We start from the raw sequence: 25,225 nt of genomic DNA, 5'->3' as shown, positions 1-25,225 counted from the left end.
GCCGTCAGGCTCAGACCGCGGCCGGGTCCTCCTCGACGAGGAGGTTGCGGGTGCGGTTGGAGTCGAGCGGAATGCCGGGGCCCATCGTGGTGCTGATGGCGGCCTTCTTGATGTAGCGACCCTTGGCGGCGGACGGCTTCAGACGGAGGATCTCCTCCAGCGCCGCGCCGTAGTTCTCCACCAGCTTGGTGTCGTCGAACGACGTCTTGCCGATGATGAAGTGCAGGTTCGAGTGCTTGTCGACGCGGAACTCGATCTTGCCGCCCTTGATGTCGTTGACAGCCTTGGTGACATCGGGGGTGACGGTGCCGGTCTTCGGGTTCGGCATCAGACCACGCGGACCGAGCACACGGCCGAGGCGGCCGACCTTGCCCATGAGGTCCGGGGTGGCGACGACGGCGTCGAAGTCCAGACGGCCCTTCGACACCTCGTCGATCAGCTCGTCGGCGCCGACGATGTCGGCGCCCGCGGCACGAGCGGCCTCGGCACGGTCACCGGTCGCGAAGACCAGGACCCGGGCGGTCTTACCGGTGCCGTGCGGGAGGTTCACGGTGCCACGGACCATCTGGTCGGCCTTGCGCGGGTCGACACCCAGGCGGAAGGCGACCTCGACGGTGCCGTCGAACTTCGACGTGGAGGTCTCCTTGGCGAGACGGACGGCCTCGAGCGGGGCGTAGAGCTTCTCCCGGTCGATCTTGGCGTCCGCAGCGCGAAGGGACTTGCTGCGCTTGCTCACTACTGCTCCTGTGGATTCTTAGGAGTCGTGGTCCGGGCCGAGCGGGCCCTGCCACTTCTGCTGATGGAGTTGGGGCTCAGTCCTCGACCGTGACGCCCATGGAACGGGCGGTGCCGGCGATGATCTTCGCGGCGGCGTCCAGGTCGTTGGCGTTGAGGTCGGGCATCTTGGTCGTGGCGATCTCACGGACCTGGTCACGCGTGATCTTCGCGACCTTGGTCTTGTGCGGCTCGCCCGAGCCCTTCTCGATGCCCGCGGCCTTCAGGATCATCTTGGCGGCCGGCGGGGTCTTGGTGATGAAGGTGAAGGAACGGTCCTCGTAGACCGTGATCTCCACCGGGATGACCCAGCCACGCTGCGACTCGGTCGCGGCGTTGTAGGCCTTGCAGAACTCCATGATGTTGACGCCGTGCTGGCCCAGCGCGGGGCCGACCGGCGGAGCCGGGTTGGCCGCACCGGCCTGGATCTGGAGCTTGATGAGCCCCGTGACCTTCTTCTTCTTGGGAGGCATTGCTCTCTCCGGGTCCTAGTGAGAGTTTTCCAGCCTCCGAACCGGATCATCCGGATGGAGGCATACCGCACAACGATAACGGGTATCCATGTGCGGCCAAAAACCGAGCAGGTCAGGCAGGCTCCAGGAGCCTGCCTGACCTGCTCGGAAGCTGGTGTCCGCTAGTTCTTCTGGATCTGGTCGAAGGAGAGCTCGACCGGCGTCTCGCGGCCGAAGATCTCGACGAGGCCCTTGACCTTCTTCGAGTCCGGGTTGATCTCGTTGATGGTCGCCTGCAGCGTGGCGAACGGGCCGTCGGTGACGGTGACCGAGTCGCCGACCTCGAAGTCCAGCACCTGGACCTCGACCTTGCGGGACGGAGCCGGCTTGCCCTCGGCCTCGGCGGCCTCGCGGGCGGCCTTCTCCTCGGCCTCCGGGGCGAGCATCTTGACGATCTCGTCCAGGGTCAGCGGGTACGGGTCGTAGGCGTTGCCCACGAAGCCGGTGACGCCGGGGGTGTTGCGGACGACGCCCCAGGATTCGTTCGTCAGGTCCATGCGGACGAGGACGTAGCCGGGAAGCTTGTTCTGCTTGATCGTCTTGCGGTCGCCGTTCTTGATCTGGACGACCTCTTCCTGCGGCACCTCGGCCTGGAAGATGTAGTCCTCGACGTTGAGCGAGACGGCGCGCTGCTCGAGGTTGGTCTTCACGCGGTTCTCGTAGCCGGCGTAGGTGTGGATCACGTACCACTCGCCGGGCAGGACCCGCAGTTCCTCGCGGAGCTTCTCGATCGGGTCGCGGTCGTCCTCGGGCTCTTCCTCGGGCTCGTCCGCGGCCTCTTCGCCGGCCTCGGACTCCGCTTCGGCGTCGTCGTCCGCGACGGCGTCGGCAGCCTCGACCTCGGCGGAGGTCTCGGTGTCCTCGCTGTCCGCGCCCTCGACGGTGTCGAGCTCGTCCTCGACGGACTCGACAGGCTCGATGGCGTCGTTCACGTTCGGGTCAGACACGGTGGCTGCTTCTTCCTGGATACATAGGGGTGGAACATGCGAAAGGAGCGCCGGGTACCTCGGCGCTCTTCGCGGGCTGCTCAGCCGAACACGTACTTGGCGGCGTTGCTGAGTCCATAGTCAATCACGGTGACCAGGCCGATCATGATGACGACGAAGATGATCACCACGGTCGTGTACGTCGTCAGCTGGTTGCGCGTCGGCCAGACGACCTTGCGCAGCTCCGCGACGATCTGGCGGTAGAAGAGGGCCAGGCGCTTCAGCGGGCCCTTCTTGCCGCGCTTGCCGCCCTTGCGGGCCTTCTTGGACTCCGGCGCCTCATCCTGGGCATCAGGCATGTCGATGGAGCCCACGGCGTCCGTCACTCGTCCTCACCTGATTCCGGGTCGTGGCCGTGCCGCGCCCGGTCTGAGCCGCACGGCGGTGCATTGCTGTACGTACATGCGCACACATCCTGGCGAAGGAGTGTGTAGCAGGGCCGGAGGGACTTGAACCCCCAACCGCTGGTTTTGGAGACCAGTGCTCTACCAATTGAGCTACGACCCTTTGTGTGTCCCCCAACGTACCGCATCCATCCGGATGCTTGGTGTGCACCGAACGGGCGCGGCCTGCTGAAGGCCAACGAGGTGAGAGTGTACGTGCTCCGCGGCCGGTCGTCGAACAGAAAGGGCCCGCGGGAGGCCTTGTTGGCGCAAGATCGCCCCCGGAACAGGTGGCGGGCGGCGGGCCTCAGGCTGAAGATCGCCCAGGCCGGGCGGCCGATCCGTACTGTTGTCCAGGGGTTTGCCCGACGTTGTTCAGTCTGTGAAACCCCCGTGCCGCGAGCGTTTCCGGTCTGAAACGATGGGGCCCATGAGCCCTGCAACCCCTCCCACCGAGCGCCGGGTCTCCGCCCGAGTCGGCGCGATCTCCGAGTCCGCCACCCTCGCCGTGGACGCCAAGGCCAAGGCCCTCAAGGCAGCCGGGCGGCCGGTGATCGGCTTCGGCGCCGGTGAGCCCGACTTCCCGACCCCGGACTACATCGTCGAGGCCGCGATCGAGGCCTGCAAGAACCCGAAGTACCACCGCTACACGCCGGCCGGCGGTCTGCCCGAGCTGAAGGCCGCGATCGCCGCGAAGACGCTGCGTGACTCGGGCTACGAGGTCGACGCGTCGCAGATCCTCGTCACCAACGGCGGCAAGCAGGCCATCTACGAGGCCTTCGCCGCGATCCTGGACCCGGGCGACGAGGTCATCGTGCCCGCGCCGTACTGGACGACGTACCCGGAGTCGATCCGGCTGGCCGGGGGTGTCCCGGTGGAGGTCGTCGCCGACGAGACGACCGGCTACCGGGTGTCCGTGGAGCAGCTGGAGGCGGCCCGCACGGAGAAGACCAAGGTTGTCCTCTTCGTGTCGCCCTCCAACCCGACGGGCGCGGTGTACAGCGAGACCGAGACCGAGGCGATCGGCCGCTGGGCCGCCGAGCACGGCCTGTGGGTGCTGACCGACGAGATCTACGAGCACCTGGTCTACGGCGACGCCTCCGCCGTGTCGCTGCCGGCCGTGGTGCCCGAGCTGCGCGACAAGTGCGTCGTGGTCAACGGTGTCGCGAAGACGTACGCGATGACCGGCTGGCGGGTCGGGTGGATCATCGGCCCGAAGGACGTGGTCAAGGCCGCGACGAACCTCCAGTCCCACGCCACGTCGAACGTGTCCAACGTCGCGCAGGTGGCCGCGCTGGCCGCCGTCTCCGGCGACCTGGACGCCGTGGCGAAGATGCGTGAGGCGTTCGACCGGCGCCGCAAGACCATCGTGCGGATGCTGAACGAGATCGACGGCGTGGTGTGCCCGGAGCCGGAGGGCGCGTTCTACGCGTACCCGTCGGTGAAGGCCCTGGTCGGCAAGGAGATCCGGGGGCGCCGGCCCAAGGACACCGTCGAGCTGGCCGCGCTGATCCTTGAGGAGTCCGAGGTCGCGGTGGTGCCGGGTGAGGCGTTCGGTACGCCCGGCTATCTGCGGCTGTCGTACGCGCTGGGTGACGAGGATCTCGTCGAGGGCGTGAGCCGGATCCAGAAGCTGCTGGCGGAGGCCAGGGACTGACGTCTCCTGGTCGGCCTTCGGCCTGGGGCACATACCGAATTCGGTATGTGCCCCATTTGTTTGTGCGAGCAAGACCACTAAAGGTGAAACGGGTACCGGGACGCCTCGGACGTACGGCAGGATCTGGGAATGGAGCGTGTACGTGATGTCTCTGAACTGCCGAAAGCCCATCTGCACCTGCACTTCACCGGGTCGATGCGGCCCTCGACCGTGCTGGAACTGGCCGACAAGTACGGGGTGCGCCTGCCCGACGCGCTGAGCGAGGCGCTGATCAGCGGGGAGCCGCCGAGACTGCGGGCGACGGACGAGCGGGGCTGGTTCCGCTTTCAGCGGCTGTACGACGCGGCGCGCTCGTGCCTTCGGGAGCCGGAGGACATCCAGCGGCTGGTGCGGGAGGCCGCGGAGGAGGATCTGCGGGACGGCTCGGGGTGGCTGGAGATCCAGGTCGACCCGACGTCGTACGCACCCCGGCTGGGGGGTCTGATCCCGGCGCTGGAGGTCATCCTCGACGCGGTGGAGACGACATCGCGTGAGACGGGGCTCGGTATGCGGGTCCTGGTCGCGGCCAACCGGATGAAGCACCCGCTGGACGCGCGCACGCTGGCGCGGCTGGCGGTGCGGTACGCGGACCGGGGCGTGGTCGGCTTCGGGCTCTCCAACGACGAACGCCGGGGGATGGCGCGGGACTTCGACCGGGCGTTCGGCATCGCGCGGGAGGCCGGGCTGCTGTCGGCGCCGCACGGGGGCGAGCTGACGGGCCCGTCGTCGGTGCGGGACTGCCTGGACGACCTGGGTGCGAACCGGGTGGGGCACGGGGTCCGGGCGGCGGAGGACCCGCGGCTGCTGAAGCGTCTGGCCGACCGGGGTGTGACGTGTGAGGTGTGCCCGGCGTCGAACGTGGCGCTCGGTGTTTACGAGAAGCCGGAGGACGTCCCTCTGCGGACTCTGTTCGAGGCGGGTGTCCCGATGGCTCTGGGCGCGGACGACCCACTGTTGTTCGGGTCCCGGCTGGCGGCGCAGTACGAGATCGCGCGGCAGCATCACGGGTTCACGGACGCGGAGCTGGCGGAGGTGGCCCGGCAGTCGGTCCGCGGGTCGGCGGCACCGGAGGATGTGAAGGAGAAGCTGCTGGCGGGGGTGGACGGCTGGCTGCTGTCCTAGCGCCCGGCCTCTCCTACCGGCGGCCGACCTCCTACTGGAGGCTGACTCCGACCGTCACCGGCTCGTTGACCAGTGTGATGCCGAAGGCCTCGTGGACCCCGGCCACGACCTCACGGGCAAGGGTGAGGAGGTCCTCCGTGGTCGCGCTCCCCCGGTTGGTGAGGGCCAGGGTGTGCTTCGTGGAGATGCGGGCGGGGCCGTCGCCGTAGCCCTTGGTGAAGCCCGCCTTGTCGATCAGCCAGGCGGCGGAGGTCTTGGTGTGGCCCTCTCCCGCCGGGTAGGCGGGGGCTTCGGCGTCTTCGCCCAGGCGCTGCTTCACGCGCGCGCGGAACGTCGCGAAGTCGGTGTCCGTGAGGATCGGGTTGGTGAAGAAGGAGCCGGCCGACCAGGTGTCGTGGTCCTCGGCGTCCAGGACCATGCCCTTGCCGGCGCGCAGCTTGAGCACCGTCTCGCGGGCCGATGCGAGCGGGACGCGGTCGCCGGCCTCGACTCCGAGGGCGCGGGCCGTCTCGGCGTACCTGAGGGGGGCGGAGAGGCCGCCCGCGTCCTCCAGGGCGAAGCGCACGCGCAGCACCACGAATCGCTCCGGGTCGGACTTGAAGCGGCTGTGGCGGTAGGAGAACGCGCAGTCCTCGTTGGCCAGGGTGATCGTCTCGCCGGTCCGGCGGTCGTACGCGACGACCTCGGTGATCGTCGAGGAGACCTCCTGGCCGTACGCCCCGACGTTCTGGATGGGGGTCGCGCCCGCCGAGCCGGGGATGCCGGCCAGACACTCGATGCCGGCGAGGCCCGCCTCGACCGTGCGGGCGACGGCGTCGGTCCACACCTCGCCGGCGGCCAGCTCAAGCCGGGTGCCGTCGAGGGAGAAGCCCTGGGTGGCGATGACGAGGGCGGTGCCCTCGAAGCCCTTGTCGCCGATGACCAGGTTCGAGCCGCCGCCGATGAGCAGCAGGGGGGTGCCCGCCTCGTCGGCTTCGCGGACGGCGGCGATCACCTCGTCGTCCGTCGTGGCGGTGATCAGCCGGGTCGCGGGACCGCCCAGCCTGAAGGTGGTCAGCGGGGCGAGGGGGGCGTCGTGGAGTTCCTGCACGGGCTCAAGAGTACGAGACGGCGCTGACAGGCTCGGGCACGCGTGCGTGCGGCCCCTTCGCCAGGAAGTGGGCCGCACGCGCGCGTGGCTGTCAGGACAGACGCCGTAGCGCCTCGGACCAGGAGAGCGGGAGCTCGTCGCTTCTCGCCTGCCAGGTGGTGAACGTCGCGTCCCTCATCTGCGGGGCGAGGCCCCGGGCAGCCGGCCGGTGGGCGCCCGAGCGGACGAAGTCGTCGAGCGCGGCCTTCGACTCCCAGGCGGACAGCGTCCAGAAGGTCCGCTTGAGGGGCTTCGCCATCAGGGTGGCCCCGTAGGCGCCCGGGCTGCTGCACACCTGCCGCCAGACGGCGGGGGTTCCGGCGAAGAACTTGAGCGCTCCCCACAGGGTGCGGGTCTCGAACCGGGAGGCGAAGACAAGCACCTCGGCGTCGTGGGGCGGGGTGTTCGGGACGGTCCAGGGAAGGGTGGGCATGGCCGTTCCTCCTTCGGGTCGTCAGATCTGGTCGCCAGATCCATGAGTGTCAGTGGGAAGCGGTCTCCAGGACGGGCGCCGGTTCGGCCGGGGCCGCCTGCCGCTCGGTGTGCCGCCGGGTCGGGATCAACAGGGCCGCGATGCCCGCGAGGCCGACCACCGCCGAGCCCGTCACCAGGGCCGGCTTCATGCCGTCGACGAAGGCCTGGCCGGATTCGTAGCCGCCCTGGGCCGCGAAGATCGACGCCATGACGGCGATGCCGAGCGCTCCGCCCACCTCGCGCAGGGCGTTGTTCGCGCCGGAGGCGATGCCCTGCTCCTGGGGCCGGACGCTGGACATCACCAGGTGCGCGGCGGGGGCGAAGTACAGGGCCATGCCGATGCCGCTGACGATCAGGGCGGGCAGCTGCGCGGTGTAGGAGGCGTCCGCCGTGGCCACGACCGACATGTAGCCGAGGCCCAGGGCCTGCAGGAACAGACCGGCGGCGACGACCGGGCGGCCGCCGATGCGGTCGGCGAGGATGCCGGCGATCGGGGCGACCAGCATCGGCATACCGGTCCAGGGCAGCATCCTGAGGCCCGCCTCGGTGGGCGAGTAGCCGAGGACGCCCTGCATGTACTGGCTGAGCAGGAAGATCGAGCCGAACATACCGAGGAACATCAGCAGGCTCGCCGCGTTGATGCCGGAGAACGCCCGGGAGCGGAAGAGCCGCATCGGGAGCATGGGGTTCTTGGCGCGGGTGCTGTAGAGGACGAAGCCCGCGAGCAGTGCGGTGCCCGCGAACAGGCCCGTCAGGACCAGCGAGCCGGTCCAGCCGTCGACGGGGCCGCGGACCAGGCCGTAGACGATCCCGAAGAGACCGCCGCTGGCGAGCAGGGTGCCGGGGACGTCGAGCGGGGAGCCGGTGCCGCGTGACTCGGCGAGGCGCAGGCGGGCGAGCGGCAGCAGGGCCAGGCCCAGCGGGACGTTCAGCCAGAAGATCCACTGCCAGGAGATGTGTTCGGTGAGGGTGCCGCCGACCAGCGGCCCGGAGGCGACGGCCAGTCCGTTGACGGCGCCCCAGATGCCGTACGCCATGCCCCGTTTGGCCTCGGGTACGGCGGCGGTCAGCAGGGTGAGCGTCAGCGGCATCATGACGGCCGCGCCGGCGCCCTGGACCGCGCGGGCGGCGATGAGGGAGTCGATGCCGGGTGCCATGGCCGCCGCGGCGGAGGCCCCGGTGAAGACGGCGAGTCCCACTATGAAGAGCCGGCGGCGGCCGAAGCGGTCGCCGAGGGCCGCGCCGAACATCAGCAGGACGGCGAAGGTGAGCGTGTAGGCGCTCACGGTCCATTCCAAGTCGTGCAGGGCGCCGCCGAGGTCCTCGCGGATGGAGGGCAGGGCGGTGGTGACGACGAGGTTGTCGAGAGCCGCCATGAATCCGGCGACGCTGGTGATGACGAGGGCCCAGGCGGCTCCCCCGCGACGTGCGGTCTGCTGTGACATCGCTCCCCCAAGGGTGATGCGCTTGATCGATTAGTTATTGATTACTAACTTTCGAGGTCATGAAAAAGCGCGGCATCCTCGCCTTCCCTTGTCAGCTCTCCAGCCGGCCCTTGAGCCGCGCCGACGGGTACAGCCCCTCCCAGACACGGTGCTCGGGAGGGAAGCCCATGGCCGCCAGGCAGTTGATGAGCATCCCGTAGGCCATGAAGGTCGTCGTTTCGCCGATGTCGGCCCCCAGCGGCACGTGGACGGTGTCCCACAGCCGCATCCAGCCGGCGCGCACCGACTCGCCGAATTCGTGGTCGCCCTCTTCCTCGGCGGCCTTCACGGCGACGTACATCTGCATCTGCATCATGAGCCGCTCGGGCCGCTCCGCGATGACCTTGGTGTACGCGTTTCCCATGGCGTGCAGGGCCTCTTCGCCCTCCAGCCCTTCGGAGGCCTCCGCGAAGGTGCGGATCGTGTCCTCCACGCACCGCTGCGCCGCCGCCAGGAAGATCGCCTTCTTGCCGGGGAAGAGCCGGAAGAGATACGGCTGCGAGACGCCGACCCGCCGGGCGATCGCCTCGGTCGACGTGCCGTGATAGCCGCCGCGGGCGAACTCGATCGTCGCCGCACGAATGACGCTCTCGCGCCTCTCCTCCGCACTCATCCTGGCCATGGAAGTAAGTTAGTACTCAATCACTAACTACGTCAAGGGGGTGCCCGTGCCTTCATACGCGTAAGGGGCGCCCCGCAATGGAGAGCGCCCCTTACCCGTCACTCGTCTTCGCCGGCTCAGGCCAGTCGCACGACCGCCCGCGACATGCCCAGCACCTTCTGTCCCGCGCTGGTCGCCGTCAGGTCCACGCGGACGGTGTTGTCGTCGAGCTTGGCCGCGATCTTGCCCGCGACCTCGATCAGGGCGCCCTCGTCGTCGTTCGGGACGACGACCGGCTTGGTGAAGCGGACGCCGTACTCGACGACCGCGCCCGGGTCGCCGGCCCAGTCGGTGACCACGCGGATCGCCTCGGCCATGGTGAACATGCCGTGCGCGATGACGTCCGGCAGGCCGACCTCCTTGGCGAACTTCTCGTTCCAGTGGATCGGGTTGAAGTCGCCGGAGGCGCCCGCGTACTGGACGAGGTTCGCGCGGGTCACGGGGAAGGTCTGCGCGGGCAGTTCGGTGCCGACCTCGACGTCGGAGTAGGAGATCTTCGCCGTCATGGGATCGCTCACGCCTCCTCGGCCGCGCGGGCCACAAGCTTGGTCCAGGCGGTCACGACGTGCTCGCCTGCCTCGTCGTGGACCTCGCCGCGGATGTCCAGGATGTCGTTGCCCGCGAGGGACTTGACGGCCTCGATGGTCGAGGTGACCGTGAGCCGGTCGCCGGCGCGGACCGGGCGGCGGTAGGCGAACTTCTGGTCGCCGTGCACCACCCGGCTGTAGTCCAGGCCGAGCTGGGGGTCCTGGACGACCTGGCCCGCGGCCTTGAAGGTGATCGAGAAGACGAAGGTCGGCGGTGCGATCACGTCGGGGTGGCCGAGTTCCTTGGCCGCCTCCGCGTCCGTGTACGCCGGGTTGGCGTCCCCGACCGCCTCGGCGAACTCACGGATCTTCTCCCGGCCCACCTCGTAGGGCGCGGTGGGCGGGTACGTCCGCCCCACGAAGGACTGGTCGAGCGCCATGGCTCGGCACCTCCTGGTTGCTCTACTGACCGGTACGGGGTCATTCAACGACGCGAGGCCGCCCCCGATCACTCGGGAGCGGCCTCGTGTACGAGCCTGTTTTATCGCGTTTCGCGGTGCGCGGTGTGCGCGTTGCAACGCGGGCAGTGCTTCTTCATCTCAAGACGGTCCGGGTTGTTACGCCGGTTCTTCTTGGTGATGTAGTTCCGCTCCTTGCACTCCACGCAGGCCAGCGTGATCTTCGGGCGGACGTCGGTGGCAGCCACGTGAGTGCTCCTTGACGAACGGATGGGATGGTTTAACGCATAAAAGAGTAGCCGATCGAAGGACCGACCCCGCAATCGGCTACTGTCAGTAGCGGTGACCGGACTTGAACCGGTGACACAGCGATTATGAGCCGCTTGCTCTACCGACTGAGCTACACCGCTGTGATGCGATCGGGTCCCGCCTCGCGACGGGAACCTCACACACCAGAGCCCCAAAACGGAATCGAACCGTTGACCTTCTCCTTACCATGGAGACGCTCTGCCGACTGAGCTATTGGGGCGAGCGATGAAGACATTACACGGTCGGAAGCCGTTCACCCAAATCCGTTTCGGGGTACCCGTCACGGGCGCGCGGACCGTCCTGTCGGCGGCCTCGCAAGTGCCTGCCCTCCCGCTTCCCTTCGTGCTTCCCTTCCCGCTTCCCTTCCGCACAGCGGGCCACACCGGTACGACTATTGCGCTCCTCCCCGCCATGGGCGGGAGGCCGTCCTAGGCTCGACTCACTCTGCGTGATCATGCGTCCTCCCGTGCGCAAGCCCGAGCCCCTGGAGCGCGATGCCCGACAGCCGGCCGCAGCCGCCACCGCCCCCGTCGTCCTCGCCGGGTCCGGCCGACCCGTCGCCGCTGCTGCTGTGCGGGGCGCGGCTCACCGACGGCCGGACCGTGGACGTACGGCTGGGCGGCGGGCACATCGAGGCGGTCGGGACGGCCGGCAGCCTGGCGGCGGGCGGCACCCGCGCGTGCGGGGCGCGGGTGGACCTCGGCGGCTATCTGCTCCTGCCGGCCCCGGCCGAACCGCACGCCCACGCCGACACGGCCCTGTCGGCCGACACCGAGGGACCGGTCCCGTACGAGCCGCAGGACGTGCAGCGCCGGGCGACCGAGGCCGCGCTGCTCCAGCTCGGGCACGGGGCGACCGCGCTGCGGGCCCACGTGCGCGTGGGGGACGTCCAGGGACTGGGCGCGCTGGAGGCCGTGTTGCAGGCGCGGCGGGCGCTGCGAGGGCTGGCCGAACTGACGACGGTGGCGATGCCCCGGGTGCTGACCGGAGTGGCCGGGGCGGACGGGCTCGCGGTGCTGCGGGACGCGGTGAAGATGGGCGCCTCGGTGGTGGGCGGCCGGCCCGACCTCGATCCGGATCCGACGGGGTACGTGGAGGCGGTCCTGGAGGTGGCCTCCGAACACGGCTGCCCCGTCGACCTGCACACGGACGCCGGGGATCCGGCGCGGCTGGCCCGGCTCGCCGCGATGGCCGGCGGGCTGCGTCCCGGCGTGACCCTGAGCCCGTGCGGCGACCTCGGGCGGCTGCCCACCGAGGTGGCTTCGCGGACCGCCGACCAGCTCGCGGCGGCGGGGGTGGCGGTGGTGTGCCTGCCGCAGGGCGGCTGCGGCGGCGTGGACCGGCGGGGAGCGGCTCCGGTGCGGCTGCTGCGCGCGGCCGGGGTGCGAGTGGCCGCCGGGAGCGGGGCGCTGCGGGACGAGTCGAACCCCGTGGGGCGCGGCGACCCGCTGGAGGCGGCGTTCCTGCTGGCCTCCCGCTACGGGCTGGCGCCCGAGGAGGCGTACGACGCGGTGAGCGGGTCGGCGCGGGCGGTGCTGGGGCTGCCCGAGGTGCGCGTGGAGGCGGGCTTCCCGGCCGAACTGCTCGCGGTACGCGGGGACCGGCTGGCGGGGGCGCTCTCGCTGGCGTACAGCCGGGTGGTGGTGCACCGGGGGCGTGTGGTGGCGCGGACCAGCGCGGTCCGGGAGTACTGCGATTCGGCGGCTTCGGCGGAACTGGGGCTGCCGCGGCAGGGGCGGGGTGAGGTGTCGTAGGGCCGGGGGCGGGTCTTGGGGCCGGGGGCGGGTCTTGGGGCCGGGGGCGGGTCTTGGGGCCGGGGGCCGGTCGTAGGGCCGGGGGCCGGTCGTAGGGCCGGGGGCCTGTCGTAGGGCCGGGGGCCTGTCGTGGGGCCGGGGGCCTGTCGTGGGGTCTAGGTCGGTGGAGGCGTGGGTCGGCGGGGGCGTGAGTCGGTGGGGGCGTGGCTGAAGTCGTGCGGCGGATGGGGGCGTCCGGGCGTACGGTCGAAGGCATGCGCATTGTCATCGCTGGTGGTCATGGTCAGATCGCGTTGCGGCTGGAGCGGCTGCTCGCCGCGCGCGGGGACGAGGTAGCGGGGATCATCCGTAAGGCCGAACAGGCCGACGATCTGCGGGAGGCCGGTGCCGAACCGGTCGTGCTCGACCTGGAGTCGGCGTCCGTGGACGAGGTCGCGGAGCGGCTGCGGGGTGCCGACGCGGCGGTCTTCGCGGCGGGCGCGGGCCCGGGCAGCGGGGCGGCCCGCAAGGACACGGTGGACAAGGCCGCGGCGGTCCTCTTCGCGGACGCGGCGGTGAAGGCGGGCGTACGGCGCCTCGTGGTCGTGTCGTCCATGGGCGCCGACCCGCGGCACGAGGGTGACGAGATCTTCGACGTGTACCTGCGCGCCAAGGGCGAGGCGGACGCGTACGTGCGCGGCCTGAACGCCCTGGACTCGACGATCCTGCGGCCCGGTCAGCTCACCGACGACGCCGGCACCGGCCTCGTCCGCCTGGAGGCGCGCACGGGCCGCGGGCCGATTCCGCGTGACGACGTGGCCGCCGTACTGGCGGAGTTGGTGGACACCGCCGCGACGGCCGGACTCACCCTGGAGCTGATCAGCGGACCGGCGCCGGTGTCCGTGGCGGTGAAGTCGGTGGCGGGGAACTGACGCTTCCGAGGCGGAGTTTCCCTAGAACAGGGGCAGTTGGCCGGGGAAATCGGGCACCGCGTAGCCGTCAAGGGACGGCTGCTCCGCGCCGGGCAGGGCGTGACGACGGGAGCCGGGGCACGAGGTGAGTTCGCCGTGTTCCCGGGCGCCCGGCGGGTCGTGGCGCGCGTACCGCCCCGCGACGACGGCGATCTCGCGGCGGCACTCGGGGCACATTCTGCGGCGGGAGGACATGGGGCCAGTGTGCCGCGCGGGCGGCCCGTGTATGCCTGCCCTCCCCTGCTCCGCCTCCCCCTCCCCCTCCCCTTGGTCCGCGCGTTCCCCCTCCCCTGCCCCGCGCGTTCTTCCTTCGCTCACCGCACCCTCACCCGATTCCGGTTGCTTAAGTCAATCAATGGACTTAGCTTTGGCGGGTCGCGCTGTCCCTGACTGACGCCCCTACGGAGGCCCGGCCATGTCCCACGCCCTTCCCCGACCCGCCGACGACGGGAAGCCCGGGGCGCCACGGGCCAACGGCGTCGTCGCGGCCCTGGCCTTCGGCGGGATCGTGGTCTCGCTGATGCAGACCCTGGTCATCCCGATCGTCCCGGAGCTCCCCCGGCTGCTGAACGCCCCTGCGTCGGACACCGCCTGGGCCGTCACCGCCACGCTGCTCGCCGCGGCCGTCGCCACCCCGGTGACGGGCCGGCTCGGCGACATGTACGGCAAACGCCGGATGCTCCTGATCAGCCTCGTCATGCTGGTGGCCGGCTCGGTGACCGCCGCGCTGAGCGACACGCTCGGCCCGATGATCGTCGGACGGGCACTGCAGGGCCTCGCGTCCGGCGTGATCCCCCTCGGCATCAGCATCATGCGGGACGAGCTGCCCACCGAACGACTCGGTTCCGCCACGGCGTTGATGAGCGCATCCCTCGGCGTCGGCGGCGCCCTCGGACTGCCCGCCGCCGCGCTGATCGCGGACAACTTCGACTGGCACACCCTGTTCTGGGCCTCGGCCGGGCTGGGCGCCGTCGCCCTCGTGCTGGTGCCGGCCATCGTGCCGGAGTCGCAGGTGCGCACCGGCGGGCGCTTCGACCTGGTCGGCGGCATCGGCATGGCGGCGGGGCTGGTGTCCCTGCTGCTGGCGATCTCCAAGGGCGCGGACTGGGGCTGGGGCAGCGGCACCACGCTCGGTCTGTTCGCGGCGGCCGTCGTCGTGCTGCTGGTGTGGGGCTGGTGGGAGCTGCGCGTCAGGGAGCCGCTGGTCGACCTGCGTACCACCGCCCGCCGTCAGGTGCTGGTCACCAACCTCGCCTCGATCGCCGTCGGGTTCGCGATGTTCGCGATGTCCCTCGTCATTCCGCAGCTCTTGCAGTTGCCTGAGGCGACCGGCTACGGCCTCGGTGAGTCACTGCTCGTCGCCGGCCTGACGATGGCTCCGTCCGGCCTGGTCATGATGGCCACGGCCCCGGTCTCCGCCGCCCTGTCCAAGGCCAAGGGCCCGAAGATCACCCTGATGGTCGGCGCCCTCATCGTGGCCGCCGGTTACGGGCTGAACATCGCGCTGATGTCCGAGCTCTGGCACTTCGTGCTCGTCACCTGCGTCATCGGGGCGGGCATCGGCTTCACCTACGGTTCGATGCCCGCGCTCATCATGAGCGCGGTACCGGCCTCCGAGACGGGGGCGGCGAACAGCCTCAACACGCTGATGCGGTCCATCGGTACGTCGACGGCCAGCGCGGTGGCCGGGGTGATCCTGGCCCAGATGACGACGCCCTTCGGGCCGACCGCCCTGCCGTCCCAGAACGGTTTCAAGGTCGTCCTGGCCATCGGGGCCGGGGCCGCGCTGCTCGCCTTCGTGGTCGCGTCGTTCATTCCGCGGCAGCGGGTGGGGGAGGTGGCGGTGGAACCGTCGGAGGGTGAGGAGTTGGGGGAGGGTGAGGAGCCGGGGGCCGGTGAAAAGCCGGGGGCCGGTGGGCCGACTCTGGTTGAGCCGGCTGTCGGGGAACCGGCTGCCGAAGGACCGGCTGTCGAGGGACCGGCTGTCGAGGGACCGGCCGTCGAGAGGCCTGTTGCCGCGGAGGTTGGGACGGTTGGGTCCGCCGGTGCCGGGATCCCGGTGCGGGGGCGGGTCCTGGGTGCCGAGCGGGTGCCGGTCGGCGGGGCCGCGGTGACGTTGATCTCGCTCGGCGGCAAGCAGCTCGGGCGGTCGGTCTCGCGGAGCGACGGGGCGTACGGCGTGGACGCACCCGGCGCCGGTACCTACGTCCTGATCGCCTCGGCGGAGGGCTACCAGCCGCAGGCCTCCACAATCGTCGTGGCCGGTGAACCGGTGGCGTACGACGTGCTGCTGAGCGGCACCAGCGGGCTCGCCGGTGTGGTGCGGTCGGCGGACAGCGGGACGCCCGTCGCCGACGCCGTGGTCATCGTTACGGACGTCCGCGGGGACGTACTGGCCACCGGACGGACGGATGTGCTGGGCGAGTTCACCGTCACCGACCTGGTCCCGGGCCCGGTGACCCTCGCGGTCAACTCCCCCAAGCACCGGCCGCTGGCCCAGATCGTCGAGATCGGCGGGGCCGGGACCACGCGGGTGGAGCTCGAGCTGCGGCCCGGCGCGCAGGTGCGGGGCACGGTGCGCGGAGGGGGCGCGCCGTTGAGCGACGCGCGGGTGACGCTGGTGGACGCTGCGGGCAACGTGCTCGCCACGACCCGGACCGGTCTCGACGGGGCGTACGCCTTCTCCGACCTGGACACCGGCGCGTACACGGTCATCGCGACCGGGTATCCGCCGCGGGCGGCATCGGTGTCGGTCTCGGGCACCGGCGTGGACGACCATGACATCGAACTGGCCCACGGCAGGGAGTAGTCCCGAATGATCAAGATCCGGCGCGGGCATCGCTCCTCGGATCATTCGCGGTGTCCGGAGAGTCGGTTTTCGGTCGTTCCGGTAAAAGCCTGACCAACCTCTCCCCTCCGTGGAACGTCCGCAGCAGCATGGGAGCCCGGCGCCGGCGCGGACCGGGCTCCGTCCAACGGCACCGGGAGTGACCAGCGGGCTCCAGCAGGGCCTGCCCCACCTGAAATCTCTGGGAACGGCAGGCGGTCATGGATGAGAGCACTCGAAGGGCTGCTCCACGAGACGTTCAGCCGCCGCGACACACTTCTGAGCCATATCTTCGCTTGGGGAGCCGACCGTTAGGCGAGGTCGAGCGGCGATCGCACGAGACCCTCACTCACTTCAAGTGGAAGCTCGCCAACCTGACTGCCGGCCAGGGGCATCACGTACGGGTATGGCTGCACCAGTACCGCCCGCCGGGGGAACTAGGTGTGCGCGCTACGCCCAGGTGCCGCACAACCACCGCTATCCCTTCGTGTCGATCGTGCTGAACGGCGTTTATCGCAACGACAGTTACCGTTCCCTGCGCGGACTGAAACTGCCGGCGTGTCCGCCGGAACCGCTGGACTCGTGAACATTGCGGCCTGGCGACGTCCTCGCGATGCACCCCTCGGAAGTGCACCGGCTCGCCGAGATCCAGAGCGAAACCCTCACCCTGCTGGTCCAGGGCGCCCCGGTCACCGATCACAGCTACAGCTATCGCGAGAGCACCGGGAGCTGGCTCACCCACCACGACCTGCGGGCTCAGTACCGGGCCCTGCGACAGATCGATGTCGGCACCGCCGGATAAGCCGTGCGGATGAGGATGGGACGGCGAAGGGTGGGGTCCATGGAAGACGCCACGCACGACGGCCCGGGCTCGCAGGACCTCACGATCTGGGATCGGATCTCCGACCGCTACATCGAACTCGCGGATCATCGCGCCACGTCCAGCTTCCATCACCTGACGGACTCTTTCCACGAACGCCTACGGCCGCTGTCCGGCAAGTCCGTGCTGGACGTCGGCTGCGGTCACGGCTGGCTCGCCCAATCCCTGGCAGACCAGGGTGCAGAGGTCGTCGGAGTCGACGGGAGCAAGTCGATGCCCGATACGACGCCGTGGTCGCCAGGTTCTCCCTGCGATGCATCGTGGATCTCGACGGGCTGCTGAGGGACCCGATCGTCGCCCTGCGCCCAGGAGGACTCTTCCTCGCCTCCATACCGCATCCCGCTTTCTACATGCGTGAGCGGGTGGAGGATCCGGTCTCCGAGGAGCGCTACCGAAAGGTCACCGGCCACCTCGAGCACGAGATCCGAATCCATCCGGACTTCGGCGGGCACCGGTACTTCCACCGCCCCGTCAGCTGGTACATCAAGGCCTTTGCCCAGCACGGGATGCACCTGGACGACATGCGGGAGCCGCCGCAGCACCCGGACACCGCGGGGAACGGGAAGCCGGATGAGTGGACCGACTTCGAGAGATGGTGGAGCACCATCCCCGTCTTCCTTGGGCTCAGCTTCCGGAAGGCCACCGCCGGCTGACGGACGGACGGTGGGCAACACCAGTCCCCTGCACGAGGTGCGTCGGAGGCAGAGCCGCCATCGGGCCGCTTTCAGCCGTGGTCACAGCTTCATGTGATCTTCGGCGCTCTGCAGCGTCCACATGGGGCTTGGCTCCGATGCGGGGCCTGATGTTGCCACCGAGCGGGTTGGCCACCTTACGGCCGGGCATGACGAAGGGCCCGTGACCTGCTGTGTTCGCAGGTCACGGGCCCTTCGTTCCCGTGTGGCGGCGCCAGGATTCGAACCTGGGAAGGCTGAGCCGGCAGATTTACAGTCTGCTCCCTTTGGCCGCTCGGGCACACCGCCTGGGGTAGCTGCCCTTCGAGCCGCTTTTCGGCGGCGCTCCGTGGCAACGACGTAAACATTACCTGATGTGGAGGGGTGCTTCGCCACCCGATTGATCGGCGCCCGAAGGGCGGGGGGTGGCTAGGCTTGTCCGGATGCGGCCCGGGACCTGAACGGGACCGGCGGCCGCCCACGTACGCCGGTACGCACGATACGCACCCCGATACAAGGAGCCACAGGACATGGCCGACTCCAGTTTCGACATCGTCTCGAAGGTCGAGCGGCAGGAGGTCGACAACGCACTCAACCAGGCCGCCAAGGAGATCTCGCAGCGCTACGACTTCAAGGGCGTGGGCGCCTCGATCTCGTGGTCCGGTGAGCAGATCCTCATGGAGGCGAACTCCGAGGACCGGGTGAAGGCGATCCTCGACGTCTTCCAGTCCAAGCTGATCAAGCGCGGCATCTCGCTGAAGGCTCTGGACGCGGGCGAGCCCCAGCTCTCCGGCAAGGAGTACAAGATCTTCGCTTCGATCAAGGAGGGCATCTCCCAGGACAACGCGAAGAAGGTGGCGAAGGCCATCCGCGACGAGGGCCCGAAGGGCGTGAAGGCGCAGGTGCAGGGCGAGGAGCTGCGGGTGAGCTCCAAGAGCCGTGACGATCTGCAGGCCGTCATCGCCCTGCTCAAGGACAAGGACTACGACTTCGCCCTGCAGTTCGTGAACTACCGGTAGGTCCGGTCCGGTCCTCGGGGCTCACGGTCTGCACAGGTACGAGAGAGGGTGGGCACCTGCCGGTGTCCACCCTTCTCGTCTGCCTGCCGCGGTCGGTGGGCGCGTTCAGCTGCGCGAGTTGCCGAACAGCAGGCGGTAGGCGACCAGGAGGACGAGCGATCCGCCGATCGCCGCGGCCCAGGTCGTGCCGTCATAGAAGTCCTTGGTGATCGGGTGGTCCATCCAGCGGGCCGATATCCAGCCGCCGATGAACGCGCCCGCGATGCCGATCAGGGTCGTGCCGATAAAGCCGCCCGGGTCGCGCCCCGGCAGCAGGAACTTCGCGATGGCTCCGGCCAACAGTCCCAGGATGATCCAGCTGATAATGGTCATGCCGTGAACCTGCCCTTTCACGCTGTGCCCGCACTGTCCCGGCCATGTGATCTTGCTCCCGGCAGGCCGTGCCCGTGCGTCGTACGTCGGGCGTACCGCGCGCGTCGTCCTTGCCGCGCGCTTTCACGCCGTGTTGGTGGGGAGGACGCCCTGACGGCACCCACCGGTTGCGCTGATCAGTAGGGTGCGGTGCATGACAGTCTCCGGTTCCGGACTGCGCCGTAGCCTCGGCGTGGGGGACGCAGTGGTCATCGGACTCGGCTCGATGATCGGAGCCGGGATCTTCGCCGCCCTCGCGCCGGCGGCGCATGCTGCCGGGTCCGGGCTGCTCCTCGGACTCGCCGTCGCCGCCGTGGTCGCCTACTGCAACGCCACGTCGTCGGCTCGCCTCGCCGCCCGGTATCCCGCCTCGGGCGGTACGTACGTCTACGGGCGTGAGCGGCTCGGGGAGTTCTGGGGGTATCTCGCGGGCTGGTCGTTCGTGGTCGGGAAGACGGCCTCCTGTGCGGCGATGGCGCTCACCGTGGGCACGTACGTCTGGCCGGGGCAGGCGCATGCGGTGGCGGTCGCGGCCGTGGTGGCGCTGACCGCGGTGAACTACGGCGGGATCCAGAAGTCCGCGTGGCTGACGCGGGTGATCGTGGCGGTGGTCCTGGCTGTCCTCGCTTCCGTGGTGGTCGGGTGTCTGGTGTCCGGTGCGGCGGACGCCGGGCGGCTGGACGTCGGGGCCTCGGGCGGTGTGGGCGGCGTGCTTCAGGCGGCCGGCCTGCTGTTCTTCGCGTTCGCCGGGTACGCCCGTATCGCGACCCTCGGTGAGGAGGTACGCGACCCGGCGCGCACCATTCCGCGCGCGATTCCGCTGGCGTTGGGCATCACGCTGGTGGTGTACGCGTGTGTGGCGGTGGCTGTCCTTTCGGTGCTCGGGTCGGACGGTCTCGTGGACGCGGCGGCGCCACTGGCCGACGCGGTGCGGGCGGCCGGGCAGCCCTGGCTCGTGCCGGTGGTGCGGGTGGGTGCGGCCGTGGCCGCGCTGGGCTCCCTGCTGGCTTTGATCCTCGGGGTCTCGCGGACGACGCTGGCCATGGCCCGGGACCGGCATCTGCCGGGGGCGCTGGCGGCCGTGCATCCGCGGTTCCAGGTGCCGCACCGGGCGGAGCTGGCGGTGGGTGCGGTGGTCGCGGTCCTGGCCGCCACGGTGGATGTCCGGGGCGCGATCGGGTTCTCCTCCTTCGGTGTGCTGGCGTACTACGCCGTGGCCAACGCGTCGGCCTGGACGCTGGGTTCGGCATCGACTTCGGCGGGGCTCGCGGCTCGGGTGGTGGCGGGAGTCGGGCTGGCCGGGTGCGTGGTGCTGGCGTTCTCGCTGCCGGCGGTGTCGGTGGCCGTGGGAGCGGGTGTGCTGGTGGTGGGCGCGGTTGTGTACGGAGTGCGGCGGTGGGCGGGGGCTCGGGCGGGGAGGGCGTAGGGCTGCGGGGCGGTTGGGAGCAGGCGCTTCGCAGCTGTTGCTGGTCAGGCTCTCTTGGCCGTCACTCGGGTCGGCAACTGCTCGATCGCGGTCATGGGTTCATCATGCAGGCCGCCGCTGACAGCCGGGCGGGCCTGTGGATAACCCCTGGCCTGTGGAAAGCGGGCTGCGCAACCCCGCCGTCAGCGTGCCGTGAACGGCTCGTCGGTCCGGACGATGTCGCGGCCGAGCGGGAGCAGCGAGACCGGGATGAGCTTGAAGTTGGCGATGCCGAGCGGGATGCCGATGATCGTGACGCACAGGGCGATGCCGGTGGCGATGTGGCCGAGGGTCAGCCACCAGCCCGCGAGCACCAGCCACAGCACGTTGCCCACGCAGGACGGCGCGCCCGCGTCATGGCGCTCGACCGTCGTGTACCCGAAGGGCCACAGGGCGTAGACGCCGATGCGGAAGGCCGCTATGCCGAACGGGATGCCGATGATGGTGATACAGAGGAGCAGGCCCGCGAGCATGTAGGCGAGGAACAGCCAGAAGCCGCTCAGGACGAGCCATATGACGTTGAGAATGGTCCTCATTGGTTTCCACCTGCCATCTTCTCTAGCCGGGCGATGCGTTCCGCCATCGGCGGATGCGTGGAGAACATCTTCGAGAGGCCCTGGCCGGGGCGAAACGGGTTCGCGATCATCATGTGACTGGCGGTCTCGATGCGCGGCTCGGGGGGCAGCGGGAGCTGCTTCGTGCCGAGTTCGAGCTTGCGCAGGGCGCTGGCCAGGGCGAGTGGGTCGCCGGTGAGCTGGGAGCCGGAGGCGTCCGCCTGGTACTCCCGGGAGCGGCTGATGGCCAGTTGGATGAGCGAGGCGGCGAGCGGGCCCAGGATCATGATCAGCAGCATGCCGAGCAGGCCGGGGCCGTCGTCGTCGTCCGAGCGCCCGATCGGGATCAGCCAGGCGAAGTTGACCAGGAACATGATCACGGAGGCGAGGGCACCGGCGACCGACGAGATGAGGATGTCGCGGTTGTAGACATGGCTGAGCTCGTGGCCGATGACGCCGCGCAGCTCGCGCTCGTCCAGGAGGCGCAGGATTCCTTCGGTGCAGCACACGGCGGCGTTGCGCGGGTTGCGGCCCGTGGCGAATGCGTTGGGCGCCTCCGTCGGGGAGATGTACAGACGCGGCATGGGCTGGCGGGCCTGGGTGGAGAGCTCGCGGACCATGCGGTAGAGCCCCGGGGCCTCGAACTCGCTCACCGGGCGGGCCCGCATCGCGCGCAGTGCCAGCTTGTCGCTGTTCCAGTAGGCGTACGCGTTGGTGGCCAGCGCTACCAGGACGGCGATGACGAGCCCCATGCGGCCGAAAAAGCTGCCGATGACGATGATGAGGGCGGACAGTCCCCCGAGGAGGACTGCGGTCCTGAGCCCGTTGTGCCGGCGGTGCACGGTACGCCCTCCAAGTGGTGCGGCAGGGGGACCCTTGCTCGGTGATCTGCGGTGCCACTGGTGCCGTGGTGTCACGTCCAGTGGACCCTCCCGTACTGGTCAACGCCAGGCGGGGGGCACTAGTTCCCTTGTGCGTGCGGCGGCGCGTATGGGCCGTCCGGGTGAACGGCGCGGGAAGCGGCACGCGCGCGTGGGGAGGCGGGTGCCCCACGCGCGCGTGGCGAAAGCGGCTGATCCTTCAGAAGAGGGCGGTGTCGGTGAACCGCAGGACGAGCTGGGGTGCCCCGGACAGGGCGATGCCGAGGACGCCGGTCAGGGCGATCGCGGCGGTGAGAGGGGCCGGGACTCGGTGCTTTACGGGCTCGCCCTCGGGAGCGCGGAAGAGCAGGGTCGTCCACTGGAGGTAGTAGAACAGCGCGATGACGACGTTGACGGCCATGATCACGGCCAGCCAGCCGAGGCCCGCGTCGACGGCCGCCGCGAAGACGGTGACCTTGGCGAAGAGGCCGATGATGCCCGGCGGCAGTCCGGCGAGGCAGAGCAGGAAGAACGCGAGGAGCAGGGCGGACAGGGGGCTCGACGCGTACAGGCCGCGGTAGTCGGCGACGCGGTTGAGGAGCCTCGTCCGGCCGACGAGCGCGGCCACGGCGAAGGCACCGAGGTTCACGGCGCCGTACATCAGGGCGTAGGCGACGGTGGAGCCGACCGACTTCTCGGCGTCCCCGGAGTACGCGGCGGCGGCGATCGGTACGAGCAGGTAGCCGGCCTGGCCGACGGACGACCAGGCGAGCAGGCGGACCGCGCTGTACGCGCGCGTGGCCTGCTGGCGCAGGGCTCCGACGTTGCCCACGGTCATGGTGAGCGCGGCCAGGACCGCCAGGGCCGGGCCCCAGAGGTCGGCGTACGACGGGAGGGCCACGACCGTGACGAGGATCAGGCCGCTGAAGCCGACCGCCTTGCCGATGACCGACAGGTAGGCGGCGATGGGCAGCGGCGCCCCCACGTAGGTGTCGGGCACCCAGAAGTGGAAGGGCACGGCGGCAGTCTTGAAGGCGAAGCCGACGAGGGTGAGGACGACGCCGGTCTGGGCGAGTGTGTGGAGCTGTCCGTCGACGTTCTGGATGCGGTCGGCGACCTGGGTGAGGTAGAGGGTGCCCGTGGAGGCGTACAGGAAGCTGATGCCCATGAGGCTGACCGCGGTCGCGGTGACCGAGGACAGGAAGAACTTCAGGGCCGCTTCGGAGGACTTCCGGTCGCCGTACTTCAGGCCGACCAGCGCGAAGGCGGGCAGGGAGGCGACCTCTAGGGCGACGATCAGGGTCGCCAGGTCGCGGGAGGCGGGCAGGAGGGCGGCGCCGGCCGCGGAGGAGAGCAGCAGGAACCAGTACTCCCCTTCGGGGAGCTCCTTGCGGCCGTCCTTCAGGGCGGTGACCGACAGAAGGGCGGTGAGGAGTGCTCCGCCGAGGACCAGGAACTGGATGACCAGGGTGAAGCGGTCGGCGGTGTAGCTGCAGACAGCGGCGTCGCTGGTCAGGCAGAAGGTGCTGCGGTCGCCGTCCAGGAGGGGCAGCAGCATCAGGGTGGCGGCGGCCAGGCCCGCCACCGATGTCCAGCCGAGCAGCGTCTTCCGGTGCTCGGCGACGAACAGGTCGGCGACCAGGACGACGAGGCCGACGACCGCGGCGATGGTGGGCGGCGCGATCGCGAGCCAGTCGACGGACTGGACCAGCGACGCGGCCAGGGGCTGGGCCGGGGAGCTCATCGGTTGCCTCCTGCGAGGAGCTGCTGGACGGCCGGATCGCTCAGGCCGAGGAGGGCCTTGGGCCACAGGCCCGCGACGACGGTGAGGGCGACGAGCGGGGTCCAGGCCGCGAACTCGTACGAGCGCACGTCGGTCAGCTTCGGAGCGTCCTGAGGCAGGGCACCCATGCAGACGCGGCGGACCACGATCAGCAGGTACGCGGCCGTCAGCAGGGTGCCGAACGCGGCGATCACCATGAAAGTGAGGAAGGCGGGACGGCTGAGGCCTGCGGCGGGCTGGAACGCTCCGAACAGGGCCAGCATCTCGCCCCAGAATCCGGCCAGGCCCGGCAGGCCGAGCGAGGCGACCGCGGCGAAGGCGAGCAGGCCGCCGAGGCGCGGGGCCTTGCCATAGAGGGCGGCTCCGGTCTCCTCGGCGAGGGTGTCGAGGTCGGTGGTGCCGGTGCGGTCCTTCAGCGCTCCGACCAGGAAGAAGAGGAGGCCGGTGATGAGGCCGTGGGCGATGTTGGCGAAGAGGGCGCCGTTCACGCCGGTCGGGGTCATGGTCGCGATGCCGAGCAGGACGAAGCCCATGTGACCGACGGACGAGTAGGCGATGAGGCGCTTGAGATCGCCCTTCGCGCCCTGCTTGGCGAGGGCCAGGCAGGCCAGGGATCCGTAGATGATGCCGACGACGGCGAGCGCCGCGAGGTAGGGCGCGAAGGTGCGGAAGCCGTCGGGCGTGATGGGCAGCAGAATCCGGACGAATCCGTACGTACCCATCTTCAGCAGGACACCGGCCAGCAGGACCGAGCCAACGGTCGGCGCGGCGGTGTGGGCGTCGGGCAGCCAGCTGTGCAGCGGCCACATCGGCGTCTTGACCGCGAGGCCGATCCCGATCGACAAAACGGCGATGACCTGCACTGATGTGCTCAGCGACCGGCCGTTGTCAGTGGCGAGTGCCATCATGTCGAACGTGCCCGCCTTGAGCCCGATCAGGAGCAGGCCGAGCAGCATGACCACGGAGCCGAGCAGCGTGTAGAGGATGAACCGCCAGGCGGCCTGGCTCCGGCCCTCACCGCCCCAGCGGGCGATGAGGAAGTACATCGGGATGAGGACCATCTCGAAGGCGAGGAAGAACAGCAGCAGGTCGAGGACGGCGAAGGTCGCGAGGGTGCCGGACTCGAGGACGAGCAGCAGGGCGACGAAGGCCTTCGGGGTCGGGCCTTCCGGCATCTTGAAGTACGAGTAGAGCGCGCAGAGGAAGGTCAGCAGCGCGGTCAGGACCAGAAGGGGGAGGGAGATGCCGTCGATGCCGAGGTGGATGCGTACGTCGAGTGCGGGGATCCAGCTGATGTCCGTGCTGGCCTGCATCTTCGACGGCTGGTCGTGGTCGAAGCCGAGCGCGAGGACGATGGCCGCGATGAGGACCGCGCCGGTGACGGTGACGCCGTGCCGGAGCACCGCCTGCTCGGGTGACTTCCCCTTCAGCCCGGGCGGAGCCGGCAGGAGAGCCGCGGCGGCGCCGAGGAGCGGGCCGACGACGATGAACGCCAGAAGGACCTGCATCACGGACTCGTTGATATCGATCACGCCT

The 25,225-nt window shown here is 70.0% G+C and carries 27 protein-coding genes and 4 tRNA genes; 10 read left to right on the top strand and 21 right to left on the bottom strand.

Annotation, left to right across the window (positions count from 1 at the left end; genetic code table 11):
• Positions 1-10 precede the first annotated feature (10 nt).
• The 5 genes from rplA to ACFT32_RS15720 form a co-directional block, all read right to left on the bottom strand.
• Complete coding sequence (gene rplA / locus ACFT32_RS15740) at positions 11-736, bottom strand: 50S ribosomal protein L1 (protein ID WP_352389250.1); 726 nt, start codon at positions 734-736, stop codon at positions 11-13.
• Positions 737-812: 76 nt separating this feature from the next.
• Positions 813-1,247, bottom strand: coding sequence for a 50S ribosomal protein L11 (gene rplK / locus ACFT32_RS15735; protein WP_031141270.1), 435 nt, complete (start codon positions 1,245-1,247; stop codon positions 813-815).
• Positions 1,248-1,408: 161 nt separating this feature from the next.
• A complete protein-coding gene (nusG, locus tag ACFT32_RS15730) occupies positions 1,409-2,233 on the bottom strand; it encodes a transcription termination/antitermination protein NusG (protein ID WP_382489316.1) in 825 nt (274 codons plus the stop codon).
• Positions 2,234-2,313: 80 nt separating this feature from the next.
• Positions 2,314-2,598, bottom strand: a complete 285-nt coding sequence (secE, locus tag ACFT32_RS15725; RefSeq protein ID WP_104785540.1) for a preprotein translocase subunit SecE — start codon at positions 2,596-2,598, stop codon at positions 2,314-2,316.
• Positions 2,599-2,706: 108 nt separating this feature from the next.
• Positions 2,707-2,779 (bottom strand) — tRNA-Trp (locus ACFT32_RS15720).
• 306 nt (positions 2,780-3,085) lie between these two features.
• Between ACFT32_RS15720 and ACFT32_RS15715 the strand changes: the two genes are divergently transcribed.
• Positions 3,086-4,312: a pyridoxal phosphate-dependent aminotransferase gene (locus tag ACFT32_RS15715; RefSeq protein WP_382489313.1), complete on the top strand. Its 1,227-nt coding sequence runs from the start codon at positions 3,086-3,088 to the stop codon at positions 4,310-4,312.
• A 129-nt stretch (positions 4,313-4,441) separates the two neighbouring features.
• Positions 4,442-5,473: an adenosine deaminase gene (locus ACFT32_RS15710; RefSeq protein ID WP_382489311.1), complete on the top strand. Its 1,032-nt coding sequence runs from the start codon at positions 4,442-4,444 to the stop codon at positions 5,471-5,473.
• Positions 5,474-5,504: 31 nt separating this feature from the next.
• On the opposite strand, the gene ACFT32_RS15705 is transcribed toward ACFT32_RS15710, so the two are convergent.
• From ACFT32_RS15705 to ACFT32_RS15665, 9 genes are all read right to left on the bottom strand, one after another.
• Positions 5,505-6,563 (bottom strand): UDP-N-acetylmuramate dehydrogenase, encoded by a 1,059-nt coding sequence (locus ACFT32_RS15705; RefSeq protein ID WP_382489310.1) that lies wholly within the window; start codon positions 6,561-6,563, stop codon positions 5,505-5,507.
• A gap of 91 nt (positions 6,564-6,654) precedes the next feature.
• Positions 6,655-7,035, bottom strand: a complete 381-nt coding sequence (locus ACFT32_RS15700; RefSeq protein WP_382489308.1) for a DUF3291 domain-containing protein — start codon at positions 7,033-7,035, stop codon at positions 6,655-6,657.
• 49 nt (positions 7,036-7,084) lie between these two features.
• A complete protein-coding gene (locus ACFT32_RS15695; protein WP_382489307.1) occupies positions 7,085-8,521 on the bottom strand; it encodes an MFS transporter in 1,437 nt (478 codons plus the stop codon).
• 91 nt (positions 8,522-8,612) lie between these two features.
• Positions 8,613-9,182, bottom strand: a complete 570-nt coding sequence (locus ACFT32_RS15690; RefSeq protein WP_382489305.1) for a TetR/AcrR family transcriptional regulator — start codon at positions 9,180-9,182, stop codon at positions 8,613-8,615.
• Between the two features lie 116 nt (positions 9,183-9,298).
• Positions 9,299-9,727: a MaoC family dehydratase gene (locus ACFT32_RS15685; RefSeq protein WP_382490696.1), complete on the bottom strand. Its 429-nt coding sequence runs from the start codon at positions 9,725-9,727 to the stop codon at positions 9,299-9,301.
• 8 nt (positions 9,728-9,735) lie between these two features.
• On the bottom strand, positions 9,736-10,188 hold the full coding sequence (locus ACFT32_RS15680; RefSeq protein ID WP_215119497.1) for a MaoC family dehydratase N-terminal domain-containing protein: 453 nt from the start codon (positions 10,186-10,188) through the stop codon (positions 9,736-9,738).
• Between the two features lie 101 nt (positions 10,189-10,289).
• Positions 10,290-10,454, bottom strand: coding sequence for a 50S ribosomal protein L33 (gene rpmG / locus ACFT32_RS15675; RefSeq protein ID WP_003948671.1), 165 nt, complete (start codon positions 10,452-10,454; stop codon positions 10,290-10,292).
• Between the two features lie 89 nt (positions 10,455-10,543).
• A tRNA-Met gene (locus ACFT32_RS15670) sits at positions 10,544-10,616 on the bottom strand.
• 46 nt (positions 10,617-10,662) lie between these two features.
• Positions 10,663-10,735 (bottom strand) — tRNA-Thr (locus ACFT32_RS15665).
• Positions 10,736-11,009: 274 nt separating this feature from the next.
• Between ACFT32_RS15665 and ACFT32_RS15660 the strand changes: the two genes are divergently transcribed.
• Together ACFT32_RS15660 and ACFT32_RS15655 are read left to right on the top strand one after the other, a co-directional pair.
• Positions 11,010-12,269, top strand: a complete 1,260-nt coding sequence (locus ACFT32_RS15660) for an amidohydrolase family protein (RefSeq protein WP_382489304.1) — start codon at positions 11,010-11,012, stop codon at positions 12,267-12,269.
• A 254-nt stretch (positions 12,270-12,523) separates the two neighbouring features.
• Positions 12,524-13,180, top strand: a complete 657-nt coding sequence (locus tag ACFT32_RS15655) for an NAD(P)H-binding protein (protein ID WP_382489302.1) — start codon at positions 12,524-12,526, stop codon at positions 13,178-13,180.
• A gap of 21 nt (positions 13,181-13,201) precedes the next feature.
• Here the strand turns inward: ACFT32_RS15655 and ACFT32_RS15650 are convergent, their stop codons facing one another.
• Complete coding sequence (locus ACFT32_RS15650; RefSeq protein WP_382489301.1) at positions 13,202-13,414, bottom strand: hypothetical protein; 213 nt, start codon at positions 13,412-13,414, stop codon at positions 13,202-13,204.
• Positions 13,415-13,634: 220 nt separating this feature from the next.
• Here ACFT32_RS15650 and ACFT32_RS15645 point away from each other — a divergent pair, with 220 nt between their 5' ends.
• The 4 genes from ACFT32_RS15645 to ACFT32_RS15630 all read left to right on the top strand — a co-directional run bounded on the left by ACFT32_RS15645 (position 13,635) and on the right by ACFT32_RS15630 (position 17,579).
• On the top strand, positions 13,635-16,028 hold the full coding sequence (locus ACFT32_RS15645) for an MFS transporter (protein ID WP_382489299.1): 2,394 nt from the start codon (positions 13,635-13,637) through the stop codon (positions 16,026-16,028).
• Between the two features lie 631 nt (positions 16,029-16,659).
• Complete coding sequence (locus ACFT32_RS15640) at positions 16,660-16,848, top strand: hypothetical protein (RefSeq protein WP_382489297.1); 189 nt, start codon at positions 16,660-16,662, stop codon at positions 16,846-16,848.
• Positions 16,849-16,887: 39 nt separating this feature from the next.
• Entirely contained in the window at positions 16,888-17,208 is a 321-nt protein-coding gene (locus ACFT32_RS15635; RefSeq protein ID WP_382489295.1) for a class I SAM-dependent methyltransferase, read from the top strand.
• Entirely contained in the window at positions 17,187-17,579 is a 393-nt protein-coding gene (locus ACFT32_RS15630; protein WP_382489294.1) for a hypothetical protein, read from the top strand. The genes ACFT32_RS15635 and ACFT32_RS15630 overlap by 22 nt, the downstream gene beginning before the upstream one ends.
• 245 nt (positions 17,580-17,824) lie before the next feature.
• Here the strand turns inward: ACFT32_RS15630 and ACFT32_RS15625 are convergent.
• Positions 17,825-17,906: transfer RNA gene (locus ACFT32_RS15625), tRNA-Tyr, on the bottom strand.
• A 221-nt stretch (positions 17,907-18,127) separates the two neighbouring features.
• On the opposite strand from ACFT32_RS15625, the gene ACFT32_RS15620 reads away from it, so the two are divergent.
• On the top strand, positions 18,128-18,616 hold the full coding sequence (locus tag ACFT32_RS15620; protein WP_382489292.1) for a YajQ family cyclic di-GMP-binding protein: 489 nt from the start codon (positions 18,128-18,130) through the stop codon (positions 18,614-18,616).
• A gap of 105 nt (positions 18,617-18,721) precedes the next feature.
• On the opposite strand, the gene ACFT32_RS15615 is transcribed toward ACFT32_RS15620, so the two are convergent.
• Positions 18,722-18,988, bottom strand: coding sequence for a GlsB/YeaQ/YmgE family stress response membrane protein (locus ACFT32_RS15615; protein ID WP_382489290.1), 267 nt, complete (start codon positions 18,986-18,988; stop codon positions 18,722-18,724).
• A 193-nt stretch (positions 18,989-19,181) separates the two neighbouring features.
• Here ACFT32_RS15615 and ACFT32_RS15610 point away from each other — a divergent pair, with 193 nt between their 5' ends.
• Positions 19,182-20,453 (top strand): APC family permease, encoded by a 1,272-nt coding sequence (locus tag ACFT32_RS15610; RefSeq protein WP_382489289.1) that lies wholly within the window; start codon positions 19,182-19,184, stop codon positions 20,451-20,453.
• 182 nt (positions 20,454-20,635) lie between these two features.
• On the opposite strand, the gene ACFT32_RS15605 is transcribed toward ACFT32_RS15610, so the two are convergent.
• From ACFT32_RS15605 to ACFT32_RS15590, 4 genes are all read right to left on the bottom strand, one after another.
• Positions 20,636-21,028: a YccF domain-containing protein gene (locus tag ACFT32_RS15605; protein WP_376386682.1), complete on the bottom strand. Its 393-nt coding sequence runs from the start codon at positions 21,026-21,028 to the stop codon at positions 20,636-20,638.
• The gene (gene htpX / locus ACFT32_RS15600; protein WP_382489286.1) at positions 21,025-21,888 is read right to left on the bottom strand and encodes a zinc metalloprotease HtpX; all 864 of its coding nucleotides are present in this window, start codon (positions 21,886-21,888) and stop codon (positions 21,025-21,027) included. Before htpX ends, ACFT32_RS15605 begins: the two co-directional genes overlap by 4 nt.
• Before the next feature lie 238 nt (positions 21,889-22,126).
• Positions 22,127-23,650: an NADH-quinone oxidoreductase subunit N gene (locus ACFT32_RS15595; protein WP_382489285.1), complete on the bottom strand. Its 1,524-nt coding sequence runs from the start codon at positions 23,648-23,650 to the stop codon at positions 22,127-22,129.
• Complete coding sequence (locus ACFT32_RS15590; RefSeq protein ID WP_382489283.1) at positions 23,647-25,221, bottom strand: NuoM family protein; 1,575 nt, start codon at positions 25,219-25,221, stop codon at positions 23,647-23,649. Before ACFT32_RS15590 ends, ACFT32_RS15595 begins: the two co-directional genes overlap by 4 nt.
• Between the last annotated feature and the right edge of the window lie 4 nt (positions 25,222-25,225).

Origin of the sequence: Streptomyces sp. NPDC057002, from assembly GCF_042673825.1 — a bacterium.
In the GTDB taxonomy this organism is placed as follows: Bacteria; Actinomycetota; Actinomycetes; order Streptomycetales; family Streptomycetaceae; genus Streptomyces.
This window is presented reverse-complemented; position numbering and strand designations above follow the sequence as displayed.

What these genes read in the sequence shown, in the direction of transcription:
- ACFT32_RS15650 (WP_382489301.1), bottom strand. Translation starts at nt 13,414, where the DNA reads ATGTCCTCCCGCCGCAGAATGTGCCCCGAGTGCCGCCGCGAGATCGCC.
- ACFT32_RS15660 (WP_382489304.1), top strand. Translation starts at nt 11,010, where the DNA reads ATGCCCGACAGCCGGCCGCAGCCGCCACCGCCCCCGTCGTCCTCGCCG.
- ACFT32_RS15640 (WP_382489297.1), top strand. Translation starts at nt 16,660, where the DNA reads ATGCACCCCTCGGAAGTGCACCGGCTCGCCGAGATCCAGAGCGAAACC.
- ACFT32_RS15620 (WP_382489292.1), top strand. Translation starts at nt 18,128, where the DNA reads ATGGCCGACTCCAGTTTCGACATCGTCTCGAAGGTCGAGCGGCAGGAG.
- ACFT32_RS15680 (WP_215119497.1), bottom strand. Translation starts at nt 10,188, where the DNA reads ATGGCGCTCGACCAGTCCTTCGTGGGGCGGACGTACCCGCCCACCGCG.
- ACFT32_RS15695 (WP_382489307.1), bottom strand. Translation starts at nt 8,521, where the DNA reads ATGTCACAGCAGACCGCACGTCGCGGGGGAGCCGCCTGGGCCCTCGTC.
- ACFT32_RS15595 (WP_382489285.1), bottom strand. Translation starts at nt 23,650, where the DNA reads ATGAGCTCCCCGGCCCAGCCCCTGGCCGCGTCGCTGGTCCAGTCCGTC.
- rplK (WP_031141270.1), bottom strand. Translation starts at nt 1,247, where the DNA reads ATGCCTCCCAAGAAGAAGAAGGTCACGGGGCTCATCAAGCTCCAGATC.
- ACFT32_RS15700 (WP_382489308.1), bottom strand. Translation starts at nt 7,035, where the DNA reads ATGCCCACCCTTCCCTGGACCGTCCCGAACACCCCGCCCCACGACGCC.
- ACFT32_RS15715 (WP_382489313.1), top strand. Translation starts at nt 3,086, where the DNA reads ATGAGCCCTGCAACCCCTCCCACCGAGCGCCGGGTCTCCGCCCGAGTC.
- ACFT32_RS15635 (WP_382489295.1), top strand. Translation starts at nt 16,888, where the DNA reads ATGGAAGACGCCACGCACGACGGCCCGGGCTCGCAGGACCTCACGATC.
- ACFT32_RS15690 (WP_382489305.1), bottom strand. Translation starts at nt 9,182, where the DNA reads ATGGCCAGGATGAGTGCGGAGGAGAGGCGCGAGAGCGTCATTCGTGCG.
- ACFT32_RS15710 (WP_382489311.1), top strand. Translation starts at nt 4,442, where the DNA reads ATGGAGCGTGTACGTGATGTCTCTGAACTGCCGAAAGCCCATCTGCAC.
- ACFT32_RS15605 (WP_376386682.1), bottom strand. Translation starts at nt 21,028, where the DNA reads ATGAGGACCATTCTCAACGTCATATGGCTCGTCCTGAGCGGCTTCTGG.
- ACFT32_RS15685 (WP_382490696.1), bottom strand. Translation starts at nt 9,727, where the DNA reads ATGACGGCGAAGATCTCCTACTCCGACGTCGAGGTCGGCACCGAACTG.
- ACFT32_RS15655 (WP_382489302.1), top strand. Translation starts at nt 12,524, where the DNA reads ATGCGCATTGTCATCGCTGGTGGTCATGGTCAGATCGCGTTGCGGCTG.
- ACFT32_RS15645 (WP_382489299.1), top strand. Translation starts at nt 13,635, where the DNA reads ATGTCCCACGCCCTTCCCCGACCCGCCGACGACGGGAAGCCCGGGGCG.
- ACFT32_RS15610 (WP_382489289.1), top strand. Translation starts at nt 19,182, where the DNA reads ATGACAGTCTCCGGTTCCGGACTGCGCCGTAGCCTCGGCGTGGGGGAC.
- ACFT32_RS15615 (WP_382489290.1), bottom strand. Translation starts at nt 18,988, where the DNA reads ATGACCATTATCAGCTGGATCATCCTGGGACTGTTGGCCGGAGCCATC.